This is a genomic window from Microcoleus sp. POL10_C6 (assembly GCF_036701585.1).
Classification (GTDB): Bacteria; Cyanobacteriota; Cyanobacteriia; order Cyanobacteriales; family Microcoleaceae; genus Microcoleus.
This window is the reverse complement of the sequence record NZ_JAUBRB010000026.1, coordinates 49590-66216: the sequence shown is the minus strand read 5'-3', so window position 1 is coordinate 66216 and position 16627 is coordinate 49590. Positions and strand designations below refer to the sequence as shown.

Annotated in this window: 11 protein-coding genes; 2 read left to right on the top strand and 9 right to left on the bottom strand. The window is 45.6% G+C overall.

What is annotated here, in order from left to right; all coding sequences use genetic code 11:
- Positions 1-88 precede the first annotated feature (88 nt).
- The 3 genes from QUA34_RS16425 to QUA34_RS16415 form a co-directional block, all read right to left on the bottom strand.
- Complete coding sequence (locus QUA34_RS16425; RefSeq protein ID WP_333324213.1) at positions 89-1600, bottom strand: HlyD family efflux transporter periplasmic adaptor subunit; 1512 nt, start codon at positions 1598-1600, stop codon at positions 89-91.
- Positions 1593-3830: a peptidase domain-containing ABC transporter gene (locus tag QUA34_RS16420; RefSeq protein ID WP_333388268.1), complete on the bottom strand. Its 2238-nt coding sequence runs from the start codon at positions 3828-3830 to the stop codon at positions 1593-1595. The genes QUA34_RS16425 and QUA34_RS16420 overlap by 8 nt, the downstream gene beginning before the upstream one ends.
- Before the next feature lie 152 nt (positions 3831-3982).
- Positions 3983-4378 carry a hypothetical protein gene (locus QUA34_RS16415; RefSeq protein WP_333388266.1) on the bottom strand — a complete coding sequence of 132 codons (396 nt, stop codon included), beginning with the start codon at positions 4376-4378 and terminating at the stop codon, positions 3983-3985.
- Between the two features lie 446 nt (positions 4379-4824).
- Here QUA34_RS16415 and QUA34_RS16410 point away from each other — a divergent pair, with 446 nt between their 5' ends.
- The gene (locus tag QUA34_RS16410; protein ID WP_333324219.1) at positions 4825-5295 is read left to right on the top strand and encodes a helix-turn-helix domain-containing protein; all 471 of its coding nucleotides are present in this window, start codon (positions 4825-4827) and stop codon (positions 5293-5295) included.
- A gap of 270 nt (positions 5296-5565) precedes the next feature.
- Here QUA34_RS16410 and QUA34_RS16405 read toward each other — a convergent pair whose 3' ends face one another.
- From QUA34_RS16405 to QUA34_RS16385, 5 genes are all read right to left on the bottom strand, one after another.
- On the bottom strand, positions 5566-5832 hold the full coding sequence (locus tag QUA34_RS16405; protein ID WP_445242825.1) for an ISAs1 family transposase: 267 nt from the start codon (positions 5830-5832) through the stop codon (positions 5566-5568).
- A gap of 173 nt (positions 5833-6005) precedes the next feature.
- Positions 6006-6482 carry a transposase gene (locus tag QUA34_RS16400; RefSeq protein ID WP_333324221.1) on the bottom strand — a complete coding sequence of 159 codons (477 nt, stop codon included), beginning with the start codon at positions 6480-6482 and terminating at the stop codon, positions 6006-6008.
- A 120-nt stretch (positions 6483-6602) separates the two neighbouring features.
- Positions 6603-7016, bottom strand: coding sequence for a winged helix-turn-helix domain-containing protein (locus QUA34_RS16395; protein ID WP_333324223.1), 414 nt, complete (start codon positions 7014-7016; stop codon positions 6603-6605).
- A gap of 178 nt (positions 7017-7194) precedes the next feature.
- Positions 7195-8292: a HAMP domain-containing sensor histidine kinase gene (locus QUA34_RS16390; RefSeq protein ID WP_333388263.1), complete on the bottom strand. Its 1098-nt coding sequence runs from the start codon at positions 8290-8292 to the stop codon at positions 7195-7197.
- Positions 8293-8532: 240 nt separating this feature from the next.
- On the bottom strand, positions 8533-11868 hold the full coding sequence (locus QUA34_RS16385) for an amino acid adenylation domain-containing protein (protein WP_333388260.1): 3336 nt from the start codon (positions 11866-11868) through the stop codon (positions 8533-8535).
- A 512-nt stretch (positions 11869-12380) separates the two neighbouring features.
- On the opposite strand from QUA34_RS16385, the gene QUA34_RS16380 reads away from it, so the two are divergent.
- Positions 12381-14153, top strand: a complete 1773-nt coding sequence (locus tag QUA34_RS16380; RefSeq protein WP_333388257.1) for an EamA family transporter — start codon at positions 12381-12383, stop codon at positions 14151-14153.
- A gap of 163 nt (positions 14154-14316) precedes the next feature.
- Here QUA34_RS16380 and QUA34_RS16375 read toward each other — a convergent pair whose 3' ends face one another.
- The gene (locus QUA34_RS16375) at positions 14317-16311 is read right to left on the bottom strand and encodes a bifunctional serine/threonine-protein kinase/formylglycine-generating enzyme family protein (RefSeq protein ID WP_333388256.1); all 1995 of its coding nucleotides are present in this window, start codon (positions 16309-16311) and stop codon (positions 14317-14319) included.
- Positions 16312-16627 lie beyond the last annotated feature (316 nt).

The following is a 16627-nucleotide window of genomic DNA, read 5'->3' as shown; positions in this document are numbered from 1 at the left end:
AGCGATTTTGTTTCTACTCAAACGCTATATATGGGAATTTAGAAATTAGATGCGTTTACCCTGGTTGTCACCCGTCAGGTGAGTAACCTTACAAATCTGCGATTAGCCTTGCTTTCCGAAGAAAGAATTGGAGTACAGTCTCTTCTCTGGAAATAATATCGACTCTACCCTCCATCCCCAATTGGATGGAACACTGTTTTTTTCCCTGATGTAAAGCAAGGCTTTCTGGCTTAATTGTTACCTCATAGAAGGAACCTCCTGCAACCACTTTCTGCGGAGTAGCTGTTGTAGAGGTAAGCGCATCAGTACTATTCTTTTGAGGGGAAAACGTATCTGGGGAAATCGCTTTGACCTTACCTTTAAGAGTACCGTAATCTGGATAAGGACAGGCAGAAACTCGCAAAAGTACGTTTTGTCCGACTTTCAACTTGCTTTTATTCTCAGATGCCACCGCTGCTTTGATTACCAATGGGGCATCACTAGGGACAATTTGGGCCATTTCCTCTCCAGGGCGCACAGTTTGACCGGAGTTTCGCAGGTTTAGCTTAGAGATGATACCGTCTGCTGTGGCAGTAATGGCAGTCTGGCTGAGGTCGATTTCCACTTGTTTGAGTTCCCGGGTATCGCGCTTAACTGTTTGCTCAATTCCAATCCGTTGCTGGATGAGAGCTTTGCGTTCTTTGTCTAATGTAGCGACGGCGGCAACACCCGCAGCTTTTTCTTGTCCAATGCGCTCAGAAGCGATCGCAACTTCTGCATTACTCGGATTGAGCGCAGCCATTGCGCCTCGCCGTCTAGCAAAAGCTCCCACGACAGCTTGTTGCAACCGTTCAATTGTTTCTTTTTGTCCCTCAATTACCGCTTTTTGCGCCTCAACCGCTGACGATTGCTGGTCAGCAGCTAGTTGTGCTTCCTCCAATTGATTTTTAGAAAGCGCTCCTTCTTTGGCCACACTCTGATATCGGTTGTGCTTTGACCTAGCTGCCCCCAAGGCAGCTTGAGTCGCGCTTAAGTTAGCTTGTGCTGACTTTAACTCCGCAAAACCTTTTTGTAATTCCTCCTGGGCGATGCGGACGTTCGCCTCGGCTTCTTGGGCTTCAGTAACAGTAGTAATTTGTTTGTCTTGATAGTCCCGGCTGCGGTGCGAGAGTTCAGCTTTAGCAGCAGCAACAACGCGGGTGATGCGGTCAGTTTCGGCTATAATCTGCAGATTGAGGGCACTAATCTGGGCATTGATTTGAACGAGTTGTAACTGGGTCTGCTGGATGTTGCTTTGCAGTTGGCTTTTTTTCGTTTGAAGGCGAGAGTCGTCGATAGTAGCAATCACATCTCCTTTTTTGACAACTTGATTCTCTTTGACGGAGACACGCATAACTGGACCTTCCGTGGCAGCCTGAACGAGCCGCAATTCGCCAGCAGGACGGATGTTTGCCTCGGCTTTGACGGTGACCTTATATTTGGTCACAGAGGTGAGGGCGATCGCTATTCCTACAAAAGCAAGCATAACCACTCCGCCAACGGTAGTCCAACGACCAAGCGGCGGGAGAAAATCGCTGTCTTGAATTGGGGGCAGATAATCTGAGTTGGAGTTGTTAAGCATGATGGTTGTAATTGCTGATTGCGGGGACTCTGCCGTTGGAGTGAGAGCCAGAGGATTTCACCACCAAACCATTCGTTGCTGGGGCAATATCGTCTAAAAAGTCTAAGTGTTCGCCAGGAAGATGACGCAGCTCCTCTGGAGTGCCTTGGATTTTCAAGCGCCCTTCCTCCAGCAGTACAATCCAATCCGCTCGCCCGATGACTTTAGGGCGGTGGCTAATCATAATTGTGATTTTGCCCTGCCGGTGGTACAGCAGTTTATCTAGCACGGAGGCTTCACTTACGGGGTCGAGAGCGCCAGTAGATTCATCTAAAATCAGTACCGGCGGGTCAGTAACGATGGCTCTGGCTATGGCTAATCTCTGTCGTTGTCCACCAGAGATATTCGCGCCAAATTCTCCTAAAACAGTTTGATATTTATCGGGCAGTTTACTAATAAACTCATCTGCACCCGCAATCTGGCAAGCCTTAACAATTTGTTCAAAACTGATGTGGGGATAGCTGAAGAGGAAGTTGTCAATAATTGAGCGACTCCAGAAGTGAGGTTCTTGCGGGACTAACACCACTTGTTGTCGCAGACACTCCAAAGAAAGGTCTTGCTGGTTGTACAAACCATATCGGATATTACCAGATTGGGAAGAATATAAAGCAGCAATCAGTTTGGCAAGGGTACTTTTGCCACAGCCAGATTTACCAATTAAGGCAGTTACTTGAGCGCCGGGGATGGTGAGGGAGAAATCTTCCAGGATGTCAACTCTACCCGCGTGGTGAAAGTTGAGGTTGGTGCAGATAATATCGGCATCGCCCTTAATTTCTGCTTTTGGCTTTTTAAAGTCATTTTCGTCTTCCGGCGTGGCATCGATGACTTCTGTTAGGCGTTGGATCACAATTTGGGCAGTAATAAACTCATCAATTAACCCGATTACTGAACCCAGGAAGCCGAGAAAGTTGCCACTCAAGCCGCTATATGCCAGCAACTGACCGATGCTTAATGTGCGATTAATCACCAGGTAGCTGCCTAACCAGAGTACGGCAATACTGGTGAAAGTGGAAAGAATACTGGTGATTGTGCTGCTATAAAGCCCCAGTTTCATCGTAGTCCAACCCAGGCTTGCGAGACGACCAAAATTGGTCTGATACTCTTGCCAAGCTTGAGGGGTGGCTTGGGTGGTTTTTAGCACCTGGACACCGCGAAAGGTTTCGACGAGAAAGCCTTGGTTTTCTGTACCCAAGACAATCATGTTGCGGGTTTTCTGGCGCAAGGCTGGCAGAAAAAACAGGTTGACGACTGTAACAATGACAAAGGCGGCTAAGGAAGCTAGAGTCAGTTCCCAACTGTAGAACAGCATCAAGCCTAAGGAAACCAATGCTATAAAAAATTGGCTGGGTAAACCCAGGACAATTTGGGAAACTAGCTGATTGATGGCGTTAACATCAGCAATGCGGCTGACGACTTCCCCACTTCGACGCCCTTCAAAGTAAGATAAGGGCAAGTGCAGGAGTTTTCGCCCGTATTCTAGAATCAGCCCTAATTGCAGACGCTGACCGAAGTGACCGATGAGGTGAGATTGTACCAAACCGATCGCACTACTAAATAGATTCATGGCGATGACGCCAATTGCTACGGTGGTTAACAGTTGGGTATCTCCCCGCACCAACACGTCATCGGTGAGGAGTTGCATCATCAAAGGGGAAGCGAGGGAAAGCAGTCCGATGGCAATGTTGATTGCAATCGCTTGGACGAGAATGGCGCGATAGGGCCAAACGCGCACCAAATAACGCCCAAATCCGCCTATCTTATCCTCCGGTTGTTCATAAAAACGGCTGTCGTCTGCCTCCAGCATCAGCATCACGCCATTGTCCCAACCCTTGACTAACTCCTCGCGGGTGAGGTAGCGGATGCCGACGCCAGGGTCAGCAATTACATATTTTTTCCCCTTTTGCCCGTACAAAACAACCCAGTGGTAGCCTTTCCAGTGAATGATGGCTGGCAGGGAGACTTTATGCAATTGGTCAAGCAGTTGTGGGGAGGCTTTGACGTGGCGGGCATTGAATCCTAGGGCTTCTGAACCCCGACTCAAACCCAGAAGGGAGGTTCCCCGCGACCCAGTGCCGACTGCTTCCCGAACCCTACTGATGGCAAAGGTGCGTCCGTAGTGTTTGGCAACAGTAGCAAGGCAGGCAGCGCCGCAGTCTTCTTCACTGTGTTGCAGAACAATCTGGTATCTCATCTTTAGGAGGAATGACTGGTAAGAAAAGACAGTCGGGCAAAAAGCCCGACTTGATCGCGAGTGGAGTCTTTTAACTTAGATGTCTAAGGACCCAGAACCGAATACTGTCTTAAGACATCTAAAAGTTGCTTAGTCTGTCTCTTAGCCTTACTTTAGGTGGCATAGCCACGGTAGTATACGTCGTAGCTAGACCCAGCTCCACTCACTGGTGCTCGCCTTAGCGCACCGCTGGTGTTGACTGCGGTAAACTGTCCCATTGAGTCATCATCATTTGGCCAGGGGTCAGCGTCGAAAAGTCGAACCTGTGCCGAAGAACCTGAAGCCGTGTAGCTTCGGTTAACGAAGCGAGTTTGCCCTGTCGTCATGCTGTAGTCTCCCCATATCTTTATGCCATTGACTGTGATATAGGTATCATCAGCGCCGATAAGGTCTGCACCAGCCCTGACGGCTTGAATGCGATCTATTACTACGCGAACTCCACCTTCTACGACAGCCGCTTCTGCGGGAGTTAATTCGCTAAACAGTTGTTCATTTTGATTGTCTTTCATCTTCCCTCTCCTTATGGAGTGTGAATGGAATTAGTTGTAGGTTGTCTAATGCCACTTCAATATTGTGAGATAGAATCTAATAATTCAAGGGGTTGAAGCTTATTTTTTATACATAACTAAAGGAGTTATGTTCTCATTATTCAAATCTTCCATTTCCAACAATAAAGGGACTTTGGTCTTCCAAATTAAAGTCCAGTGAGGCGCTGAGCTACTCCGACTCATGCAATCTGACATTTACGGTATGTCTCTAGGTTTATGGTCGTAGATGGTGCTGCTTCTGCCCTGTCATAGCACCAACGCCTGAAAAGCAACACTTCTGACCGTTCGCTTCACTATTGTTAACTCTTGTATCTTCTTGCACAATTCCTGGACTTTTGCGTCAGACTCTGGAGGAATAAGAGAACTAATTCCACACATCTACTGAACTTTTACAAGGAGGAATAGTTGTGGAAAAGCAGGGTCAGTACTTAACTCCTTTTCAGGAAAAGCTTCTGCTAAAGAGCCTAGAAGCTGATTTACGTCCAGAGTACCGTCGTCGCATTGAAATCATGCTGCTGGCAGATAATGGTCACTCTCAAGCCCAAATCTGTAGAGCCTTGGGGTGTTCTCCGGAGATGGCGCGGTACTGGATACTCATAGTACAGACAGGTCAGGCTCACCACTGGAACGACCACTCGATGGGGCGCCCCAAGACAGTTAACGAGCAATATCTCGCTTACTTGAAAGAACTCGTGACCCATAGTCCTCGTGAGTATGGCTATTCATTTCAACGCTGGACAGCGCAATGGCTAGGAAAGCATCTGGCAAAAGAACTGGGTATTAAAGTTAGCGATTGTCACATCAACCGCCTGCTTAAGGAGATGGGGCTTTCCACTCGACAAAGAGGTGAGAGTACAAAATTAGCTACTAATGGCTAGCCCTGTCAAGGTGGCTGTTGAGCCTGGTCGAAAAGTCTGGTAGTTGCCACATGCCGATGCCGCGCATCGCTTCCCAGGTGGCTCTTTCTTTGTTTTGACGCGTGAGGTTGTTCAAGGAATCTTTTTAAATTTACCCGAGCAGCAAAGCTAATAAAACCTCTGCAAGCGGTTGGCAAACGCAATGAGTAAAGAAACCAGAGTAAGCTCATCTAATTTGGTATAAATTGTACTTGACAAAAAGCCGCCAATAGCAGGGTAAGAGCATCTCAATCAGTCTTGACAAAAGGATTTGAGAAGAAGCATCATGTATTCATCATTTATTGCAGCCCGTTTCCTTTTCTGTCGCAAGCTAAGCTTGAGAGTGGTTTCTTGATTGACAGCATTCAGGGACATCCGTCTGATCACAGCCAAGTTCCGAGGGCTATTCAACGACCGAATGCGACATCGATCTTCATTGAAAGTGACATCTAAAACCCAGTGTTCTTGATTTTCAATACTCCAATGTTGGCGAATAGCGCGACCATTCCGCTTTAGCATCTACGGGTAAAGAACTTAGGTAAAACTGGAGTTCATGAGTAGCCTTGTTCCACAGATAACGGCAACATTCTACTATAGCAACCCTAAATGATTTTCTATATCTAGAGCAATCCTAAATGATTTTCTCTGTGTAAGTATATTGACGTATTTTGGGGAAATCAAATTTATGTTCCTTAGTAAAAAACTCTCTCCAAAAAAGTGACAATCTTAAAAGACCTACATAAATACCAATACTTTCTTAAAAAGTTTTTAGCTTGGAACCAAGTATCTTCAACTGGATTCTGTTGGGGAGCATTGGGAGCAAATAAAATACAAGTAATTGACCAATTATCAGGTTCTTTGTCACCATTTAGTTCTAATAAAAAGTCTCTAAATTCTCCATATTTATGATAACTAGCTCCATCCCAAATCAAGATAATCTTGCGATTTTTATATTTATTTTGTAAGTACTTTATGAGTTTAACTGTTGATTTTCCATCACCAGATGGATGGCTCTGAATATGGAATTCTTTGCTTTGATAATTGAGTGCACCCAAATAAGTTTGTCTATCTTTTTCATTGGTAATTGGGACTTCAATTCTAATTTTGGATTGACCCCAAACATAACCAGTTAGATCACCATGAAGTAGATGACATTCATCTAAAAACAATACTATTATTTCCCCAGACTCTATACCAGCGTTGTTTTTAAATAAAATATCGTTAATTTCTTCCGTCTTTTTTTTTACCAGTTCTTTATCAAATTTAGGATTGGTTTTTTGAGTTTTTTTTCAACTAATTTTCGCCCGATCGAAAAGTTCAGAGTAACTCTGTTTTGATTTATATATCACACCAAATTCTCGTTCTAAATAAGTAACCAGTTCATCTAAATTCCAATATTCTTTATTCTTTAACCACTCGATTACTTCAGTATTTTGTAGAGACGTTAAATACCCTTTTGACCCTTTATGTCCTAGTTTGAGTCCGGCGATGCCTTTAGTTTTAAATTGCTTTTTCCAATAACCAATAAAAAACTTACTTACACCCAAAATTTTGCTAATTTTATGGTAGATATTACCTGAAATTGCCATCCTTACAGCTATTGCTCGTTTTAGTTCTCTGGCATCGATATCACTTTTAATGAAAGATTCTAAACAATCTATTTCTTTTTCCCTATCTTTTTGTGGCAGTTGTAAGTTATTCATGGTTTTATTGTCACAATCAAGTATTGCATATAATTGTATCATAGTCTTGATAATGATTTAGGATTGCTATAGAGCGATCGCGTTTGCTGAAGCGCTTCCTCTCTGGGTCAGCTCAAAATGTGGACTGTGGATTCATTATTTTATACCTTATTTTTATTCTTAGTCTTAATGTCCCGAACTAAAGAATAACTTTAGGTAAGTTGATAATAAAGCTTGTCCCCTTGCCCTCTGCACTTTCAACCGCAAGTGTCCCTTGATGCGCCTCAGTAATATTTTTTGCTAAAAATAATCCTAATCCCCAGCCGGTTTGCTCCTCGGCAGAAATGGTTCGACGAAATTGTTGAAATAGGATGGATTGAGCGTCTAGGGCGATCGGATTGCCTTCATTATGAATAGTAAGGCTGATCTGCGTTTCAGTTTGCTGGATCGTGAGTGTAATCGGCGTACTAGGCGCACCATATTTCACAGCGTTAATTGCTAAATTTTCAATCACCCGCCGTATTTCTTTACGGCTGCAATAAGCCCTGATCTCAGACTCAGAGACTATAACAAACCGCTCTCCATACGCAAAGCTCAAATCTTCTACCACCTCTTGGACGAGCATCTCAAAATTGCATTCTTCAAATTCCATCTTTAAGCTCTGCCCTGCCCGCAGCCGACTCGCATCAAGCAGATTTTGAATCATCGAATCCAGCCGATTGATCGCATTGAGCATCCTTGCGGCCACATCCGTGTGGGTATCTCCTCGTTCCAGCCGCCGCAGAGTTAGTTGAGTTCCCATTTTTACGACATTGATGGGATTTCTGAGATCGTGAGTTAGCGTCACCATAAATAATTCTTGAATATCTCGCAGGGTTTCGGAGAATTGAGTAGCAGCGTCATTAACGGCTTGCTCAATCGAGCCGATAATAATGTCTCGATCCTGCACTTCCAAAGGTGCTTCTTCTTCTAAAACTTGAAATATTACTTGACGGAGGAGGTGATACTCGAAAATGAGGTGACTCATGGAGTAGTCCGCATACCCCGCCCGTTCATGCCCATGCAGCTTGCCAATCCGCGTACTTTCTACCTCGTCGGCTGTAATTCGCGCAGATGGCCTGACAATTCTGTTTGAGAGTTCATCTACCAGTTGGTTTAAGTAGAGAGGTAGGGAATCTTGCAAGACAAGAGAATCTTGATGCGTTGATGCGCTGACTTCCTCACGCGCCCGCTTCTCCCACATCCGCATAATTTTTTCAGCATTTTGTTTAAGACGGTCAGACGCTTGGTTGGACATCGTTTCTGATTTTCGGGATGAGTCGCTGTTGGGAGAACATTTTCTCCCTTATTTATAATGCCCCGCGAGCAATTTTGCAAGTATATAGGCAGCATCAGCCTTTAGGAGGTTAGCAAGTAACAGGTCTAAATCTCCTCGTGAAACAGGCTTGAATATCAGTTCCCATTGCGGTAATTTCTACCGACAGGCAGATGCCAATTCCACACAACAATCAAAATCATCCCGCAATTATGTAAGGGCTTAGAATTCCACATCTTCGCGCTCATTTTCGTCGGTTCTGGGAGCATCCAAACCTTTCGCAGCCCAGCGCATTGTTTCAATGTATTTTGCCAGACTCGCCACAGTCGGAGCCTCAAACAAATTGCTGACTGATAACTCGACTTGCAAAGCGTCTCGGATGCGAGAAATCAACTGAGTTGCTAGCAGGGAATGCCCGCCTAGTTCAAAGAAATTATCGTAGATACTAACCTGCTGTTTCCCCAAAACTTTAGCCCAAATTTTCCCGATCGCACTTTCGAGATCAGTCCGAGGCGCTACATAATTTTCTGTTATATCCTCGCTGTCTGTATCTATCTCAGGCAAGGCGCGGCGGTCTACTTTGCCATTAGGCGTGAGTGGCATATTCTCCAACACTGCATAAGTTGCAGGAACCATATATCCTGGTAACTTTTCTTTCAAAAATTGGCGCAAGTCACTTGACTTAAGATTGGGAATTTCTAATTTTTCATTACTACCGTCAGGAATAACATAAGCTACCAAATGTTTATCGTCGGGGATGTCTTCTCTCACAATTACTACTGCTTCACCCACTTGTGGATGCTGGCACAAAGCCGCTTCAATTTCTCCCAACTCGATGCGGTAGCCGCGAATTTTTACTTGGTCGTCAACGCGGCCTAAAAACTCGATGTTGCCGTCAACCCGATAGCGACCTAAATCACCTGTTTTATAAAGGCTAGAACCAGATTTATTGCTAAAAGGATTGGGAATGAATGCAGCAGCAGTTAAATCAGGCTGGTTAAGGTAGCCTTTCGCCAATCCGTCACCGCCGACGTACAATTGACCCATAACACCGATCGCCACCGGCTGCAAATCCGCATCGAGGAGATAAATTTGCGTGTTGGCGATCGGGCGGCCGATGGGGATAGATGTTGCGGTTTCGGGTACGTCTTGCACGCAATAATAAGCCGAAAATGTGGTATTTTCTGTAGGCCCGTAAACGTGAATTAATTTAGTGGTTGGATTTTGTTTGAAAACTTTTTTAACCCATCTCATATCGACGGCTTCTCCGCCAAACAGCAAGCAGCGCAGCGAATTAAAAGCTTGCGGTAAAACTCTAGCAATTTGTTGAAATAAGGCAGTTGTTAAAAACAAAACTGTGATGCCTTGTTGGCGCAGTTCTAAGGCTAAATCGTGAGGCGAAAGGGTAATATTTGTGCTAATTCCCACGAGTTGAGCGCCGTTAAGCAAGGCTCCCCAAATCTCGAATGTGGCTGCATCGAATGAAGCGTTTGATGCTTGGGCAATTTTATCGGTAGGTTCTATTTTTATGTAGTTGGTGTCGAGTACCAGGCGATTTACTGCTTTGTGGGTGACAGCAACTCCCTTGGGTTTTCCGGTTGAGCCAGATGTGTAAATAACGTAAGCTAGGTTGTCTGCTGTTACGGTGTTGGCGGGATTTTCGGCGCTTTCTTTGGCTATGTCTTCCCAGTCGCGATCGAAGTAAATCACGGAGTTTGAGAAGTCTCGGAAATTGTCAATCAATTTATCCTGAATTAGCAAGACTTTAACTTGAGCATCTTCCAGCATCAAGTTTAGCCGATCGCGCGGATAGCTCGGATCTAACGGTAGGTAAGCTCCTCCAGCCTTCAGTATAGCCAACATCCCGACAATTAGGTCGATCGATCGCTCTGCACAAAGCCCCACTAAAACCTCCCCCCCCACGCCCAGTTTTTGTAGGTAGCGCGCCAGTTGGTTGCTGCGACTGTTGAGTTGTCTGTAAGTGAGGTGCTGGCTGTCGAAAGTTAGGGCGACATCCTCCAGATGCTGCAGGGCTCGCTCCTCAAATAACTGATGAATGCACTTATTTTGAGGATAATCTGTCCGAGTATCGTTCCATTCTCTGAATAATTGATTCACTTCATCCTCGCTCAATAAAGGTAAGTTAGCGATTCTTTGTTGTGGATTAGCCACAATGCTTTCCAGCAGCGTTTTAAAATGCCTCAGCATTCGGGCGATCGTAACTTCATCAAATAAATCTGTATTGTACACAGCTAAGCCTCGGAGGCCTTCCGAATCTTTCCACAGTTCGCCGTATCTGCTCCTAAAATTATCCGAAGCTTCCCACAAATGCAGCTCTAAATCAAAGCGGGTTGTTTGAGTTTCCAAATGAAAAGAACTCAACTTTAATTCTGGCAATTCTAGCTCCTCCACCGGCCCATTTTGCAGACCAAATACCACCTGAAACAGCGGGTGGCGATTCAACGATCGCTCTGGGTGCAATTCCTCGACGAGCTTCTCAAAAGGTACATCTTGGTGAGCATAAGCTCCCAAGGTTACTTCCCGCACCCGACCCAAAAAATCTCGAAATGTCGGGTTTCCCGAGCAGTCTGTTCGCAGCACTAAAGTATTGACAAAAAAACCGATTAATGCTTCAATTTCACTGCGGTTGCGATTGGCGATCGGCGAACCGACAACAATATCTTCTTGTTGCGAGTAGCGGTAAAGCAAAGTTTGAAAGGCTGCGAGGACTGTCATAAATAAAGTCGCTCCTTCTCGCTGCGAGAGCGCTACAAGTGCGTCCTTCAGCTTTTTCGGCAGTTCTAAATATTGAGTTTTTCCCCGATAATTTTGCCTAGCTGGTGCAGGGCGATCTGTGGGCAAATTTAACACAGAAATCCCGTGCAATTGCTGCCGCCAATAAGCTAGCTGATTTTCTAATACTTCACCTTGCAGCCATTCGCGCTGCCACTCGGCAAAGTCGGCATATTGAAGTGATAATTCTGGTAGGGGAGATGGCTGTTGATTTATCAAAGCTGTATAGATAGCTTCTATTTCTCGAATTAGCACCCCGATCGACCAATCATCGGAGGCGATGTGGTGCATATTTACCAATAGAATATGCTCGGTTTCTGTCAGCCGCAGGATGGTGATTCGCATCAGCGGCCCGGTGGATAAATTGAAAGGGCGAAGAGATTCTGCTGCGGAGAGTTTCTTTGCTTCTGTTTGCCGTTGTTCTGGGGGCAAATCTTGCAAGTCTAATACTTTTAAATTAGTCTTGAAAGCGGGAGAGATTATCTGCACGGGTTGGCCTGATACCGCGGCAAAAGTGGTTCGCAAAGTTTCGTGTCGCTGCACTATTTCGTTGAAGGTTTGCTCTAATGCTGTTAAGTTGAGAGAACCAGTTAGGCGCAGTGCGGTTACTACATTATAGAAAGGGTTTTCCGGTGCGAATTGGTCGAGAAACCACAAGCGCTGCTGGGCAAATGAGGCGGGGAAGACAAAGACTTCGGCTTCTGAGGAAATATTCAGTTTTTGTCGATCGCTTGTAAAGGAATTGTCATAAATTTCGGATGCCATATCTGTTGCTCTTGGGGGATGGGATGTGTTAATTTTTTGATGGCGCGGGGTGGCTTTTTCAGGGTGCGATCGCCTCTTAAAACTTTCGCGAGCAAAAGATCGGAACTTTTAAAATCATAAATCTGGGTGCGCGAGTGCGGGAGAGACGCGGGCAAAAGAAAGGGGGTTTCTGCCTGCAGGATCGAGTTATCCGTTGAGGGGCTAGGAGTCTCACCCCCCAATCAAATTTAGTCGCAGAAGGGGTCATTAGGCTGGTGATTCGGGTGCAATCGGGTGAGTTAGATGGGAGAATTACCGGGAGCAATCCGTGGAGAGGTCAAGTGTAGTATGATTTCTAATTGCACAAAGTGTTCTTGGGGCGCTCGCAATTTTCTCACATTTCTAGCTTAGCGACTACTATTGATTAAACAGTGTTCGCAATCTTTTAGAGCCACTCACTAGAACTTGCGACCTGATTTGTCACAATACTTAAGAACACACAACGTGCAGTTTAAATTAGAGGTTATAGGCTAATGGCGCAGCGGAACGTATACTCGTCAAAGGGCGAGCCAGAGGATGCACAATCAGCAGAAGAAGTCCTTCACTCAGTAATGCAAGAACTAGACGCTTTGCATGAAAATGTCAAAGGCCAGTTAAATCAAGACATTACTCGGCTGCAAACTGAAAAAAATCACCTGATTGAAGATATTGAAGACCTGCGGGAGCAATATCGCAAATTGCAGTCTCAGCAAATGGAATCTCTGTCTGGGCGATACATTCAGCAGCAGCAATTGTGGCTGAAGCAGTTGGCTCAAGTTTTGGCTCACAATTTGCAGGATTTGTTGGTGCAGCGGTTCAACGAACTCAGTGCTAATTCGGGAAATTCTCTTAGCAGCCCTATTCCCAGCGGCGAGTTCCCGATCCCCCTGCCGCCGAGCAACTACGACGAACGGGCCTCGCAGTTGCTGGCGGCACTGGATGAAAGGATCGATCGCAGTTTCCAGATGCTGGAACAAGATTTAACCAGTTACGAAAGCGAGCTTTCTGTGCGGCTCAACAACATGAAAACCCTGGAACTGCAAGGGGAAGAGCTGTTACAAAATCTCGTAAACCGCATCAGGGAAGAACTCGAAGAAGAAGAAGCATATCTTGAGAATCCTTTCGATGCTCAAGATTCCTATGTCGAGGAATCAACTAATTCTCTTAATTCTGTCCGCCCGCAACTTCTGCAGGCAACACCTGTGGAAACGCCGCGAGAACCCGTGCCACAGCCTTCTTCAGTGCCTGCTGCAACTGTTAAAGCACCTTCTGTACAGACAGGTTTGGTGCTGGCTTTGTCTTCGGCAGTGGTATTGTCGCTATTTAATGTTTGTTTGAGAATTCTGATTAAAGGCAAAAATCCTCGGGTGGTTTTTGGCTTGTTTGAATTTCCGGGGGTGGTGACTCCGGGTTTTGGAAATTCTTTGTTGATTTTGTTGATGCGGCTGATCGTGGTGATGGCTTTGATGCCGATATTGGCGACATTTCTGTATCCTTCTGTATGGAAAGATATTAGGCGGTTGTTCGAGTCTGGCGATCGAGCTTTGTGGAGCAAGGTTTTAGGAAGCGCATTTTTTCTGTTTTTGTCTCAGGTTTTGATTTATTTGGCGATCGGCAATATTCCAGCGGGGATTGCGATTACGATTTTCTTTATTTACCCGATCGTCACCGTACTAGGTTCTTGGATCTTGTTTGGCTCTCGTCCCAGCAAAGTCGGCTTTTTCGCGATCGTCGGGATTACCGCAGGTCTGATTTTAGCTGGGTGGCCGAGTTTTGCAGCCCCAGCTCCGGGCGGCGGCAATGTTGGAGTGGGAGTCGCTGCTGCACTGGGTTCTGGGATTACCTTTGCAGGTTACGTATTGCTGACGCAAATGGCCGCGGGCAAGTTGCACCCAATTCCTTTTAGTTTAGTTAATTTCGCCGCAATTTTTGTATTTTCCTCCCTGAGTTTGTGGGTGCCACTGTCGGAAAATTTTTCTCCTAAAATCGACCAAAATGTTTGGCCTGGTTTGATTGTGGGAGGCGTTGTTCTAGGGGTGCTGACGCTGTTTAGCTATCTTTTGAATAATTTTGCCATCCGGTTCGCGGGGGCAGCCTTAGCGTCAGTAATTGGCACTTTGGGGCCGGCGATGACCGCACTCTTCGGTTTTCTAATTATCAATGAGAAGTTGCAGCCTGTGGCAATTCTCGGCATGGCTGTGGTGACATTAAGCGTGGCTGCTATGAGTGTGGAACGCATAATGGCTCCTCAGAAGAAGGCTAGTTAAGGCAAGAATTTGGGCTATCGTCCATTCCCAAACCCGGTTTCTTGAAGAAGCCGGGTTTCTCAATGCCGAGACAATATCAATAGGCTTATTGCATAAATCTTTGATTAAGAGGGAAACCGTAGAGGCATTTCAAGATAGGAGAAGGAATGCCTACAATTGGAGTTTAAACAACAGAAAGAACCACTCGAAAACCCACAATACTAGCCTTACAATCCGGCTGATATCTGAGGCGACACGCGCTGCGACAATTCGGAGGATGATCGTTCCAAGAACCGCCGCGCAACAACCTCAGCGAAGAGTCCCCGTCAGACTCCCAAACGCTACCATCCGCAGGCGCACCGTTATAATTATTGTGCCAAGAATCCGCGCACCATTCCCAAACATTTCCGTGGAAATCGTACAATCCGAAAGCATTAGGTTTAAAACTGCCCACATCTGTCGTTTGAAAGCGATAAACTCCCTTCAGCGCGTCAGCGTAATGAGAATTTCCGTTGTAATTGGCTAAGTCGCTGGTAATCGTTTCCCCAAAGTGAAACGGCCCCGTAGTTTTCCCCCGGCAAGCATATTCCCATTGGGCTTCGCTAGGTAAGCGATAATTCTTACCAGTTTTGCGAGAAAGTCGATCGCAAAACTCCACCGCCTCGTACCAAGATACATTTTCTACAGGTCGATTTGCACCTTTAAAACGGGCCGCATTGGGATTGAGAAATATTTTAATTTCCGGCAGCGCCGCCACTGCTGTCCACTGGGCCTGAGTGACTGGAAATTTGCTAATATAGAAAGAGCCTAAAGTTACTGGGTGCTGCGGTTTTTCGTCGCTGTCACCCCGATCTTTTGGAGAACCCATGAGGAAAGTACCGCCCGGAACAGATACCATTTCCAGCAGTGTACTGCTACCAAGATGTTCTTCAAAAAAACGCGCTTTGCCGCTGTTAACATTAGTTTGCTTCCCGCGCTTGTCTACTGTCACAAACTGAAAGTCAAAAGTGCTTTTGACAGCGACAATTCTCTGCAATGCCTTGTTCGGAGGCGGATTTGTGTTGAATTTTTCCCTGGGAGTGACAGAGATATTGCTATTGATTTGCCCGCTTTGATTGAGCGGGAGATTGATAGCAAGTTGTGCTTCTTTTGTCAGAAAAGAATTTATAGCAAGTTGTCCTCCATTAACACAATGGGGTTGGGGAGGTAAAGAATAGAGATTTAAAGCTTTGATTACTTCATCAGCCGATTGATATCTATTTTTGAGATAATCTTGAATTAATTTATCTAAAATATTTGCCAACTCGCTGCTGATTTTTGTGCCGGGAGGCAACCGTTCTCTCCACATCCAGCCGCCGTTGATCGGGTCATAAAGGTCATCGGCACCGTCAACTTTTGGCAAACATTGAGTTAGCAGTCTCAGGCAAGTTATTCCCAAACTGTACAAATCGCTTCCGGGGAAAACTTGACCGCGCATTTGTTCTACAGGCGAATATCCGGGCGTTCCTACCGTCGTGCCTACTTTGCTCATCAGGGATCCCGTCACTTGTTTGGAAATGCCGAAATCTATCAAAACCAACTCTCCTCGCCCACCCCTTCGGAAAGGTGAATTCCGAAAATTTCCCGCCTTTGGCAGGGAGGAACTAACAGAGGTGCGGCGCCGCATGATATTCTCAAGTTTGATGTCTCGGTGAATGACATGGCGATCGTGCACAAATTTCAAAATCGGCAAAATATCTGCCAGCAACTGCCAAATTTTTTCTTCGCTAAAAACGCCCTGCTGAGTTAATTCTGCTAGTAAAGTTTGCCCCTCAATCAACTCTTGTACTAAATAAAGTCGCTTGTCTTGTTCAAAATAAGCAATTAATCGAGGAATTTGGGGATGTTCACCGAGTTCGTAAAGTCGTTTCGCTTCTTGCTTAAACAATTCGGCGGCTTTTTCAAGTGCTGAGGTTCCTTGAAATTGGGGTACAAACTGCTTGATTACGCAGGGATCGTCCATGCGATCCGTATCTACCGCTTCATAAGTTCTGCCAAATCCCCCTTCGCCCAACAGTCGAATCACGCGGTAGCGGTTTCTGAATAAAGGGTTGAGGCCTTGCGATCCGCAACTTTGACAGAATTTAGAATTGTCGGGATTGAAAGGATTGGAGCAACTTGGATTAGAACAGTAGAACATATCTGGGAAGAAATGATCTGGTTAAGGTTATGATATCATGTCGGGTTGATTTGTTAATTAATATTCGGCTGGTAATTGGTAATTGATAATCGGTAATCGGTAATCGTTAATCGTTAATCGGTGGGTATTACCCCTCATTTGTGCGTTCCGAAGATATTCTGAGTTGGGAATTATAACTTGCTGACTCGCTCACTATTCTTTAACGTTGGTCTTCCTCGCCACATTCGCTAATCAACTGATATCAATCCCTCGATTTCTTAAACATCTGGTTAAGCAGATGACATCGGTCGCCTCCCGCACTAAACCACAAACCCTA

What these genes read in the sequence shown, in the direction of transcription:
- QUA34_RS16375 (WP_333388256.1), bottom strand. Translation starts at nt 16,311, where the DNA reads ATGTTCTACTGTTCTAATCCAAGTTGCTCCAATCCTTTCAATCCCGAC.
- QUA34_RS16380 (WP_333388257.1), top strand. Translation starts at nt 12,381, where the DNA reads ATGGCGCAGCGGAACGTATACTCGTCAAAGGGCGAGCCAGAGGATGCA.
- QUA34_RS16405 (WP_445242825.1), bottom strand. Translation starts at nt 5,832, where the DNA reads ATGCTAAAGCGGAATGGTCGCGCTATTCGCCAACATTGGAGTATTGAA.
- QUA34_RS16385 (WP_333388260.1), bottom strand. Translation starts at nt 11,868, where the DNA reads ATGGCATCCGAAATTTATGACAATTCCTTTACAAGCGATCGACAAAAA.
- QUA34_RS16415 (WP_333388266.1), bottom strand. Translation starts at nt 4,378, where the DNA reads ATGAAAGACAATCAAAATGAACAACTGTTTAGCGAATTAACTCCCGCA.
- QUA34_RS16390 (WP_333388263.1), bottom strand. Translation starts at nt 8,292, where the DNA reads ATGTCCAACCAAGCGTCTGACCGTCTTAAACAAAATGCTGAAAAAATT.
- QUA34_RS16425 (WP_333324213.1), bottom strand. Translation starts at nt 1,600, where the DNA reads ATGCTTAACAACTCCAACTCAGATTATCTGCCCCCAATTCAAGACAGC.
- QUA34_RS16395 (WP_333324223.1), bottom strand. Translation starts at nt 7,016, where the DNA reads ATGAATAACTTACAACTGCCACAAAAAGATAGGGAAAAAGAAATAGAT.
- QUA34_RS16420 (WP_333388268.1), bottom strand. Translation starts at nt 3,830, where the DNA reads ATGAGATACCAGATTGTTCTGCAACACAGTGAAGAAGACTGCGGCGCT.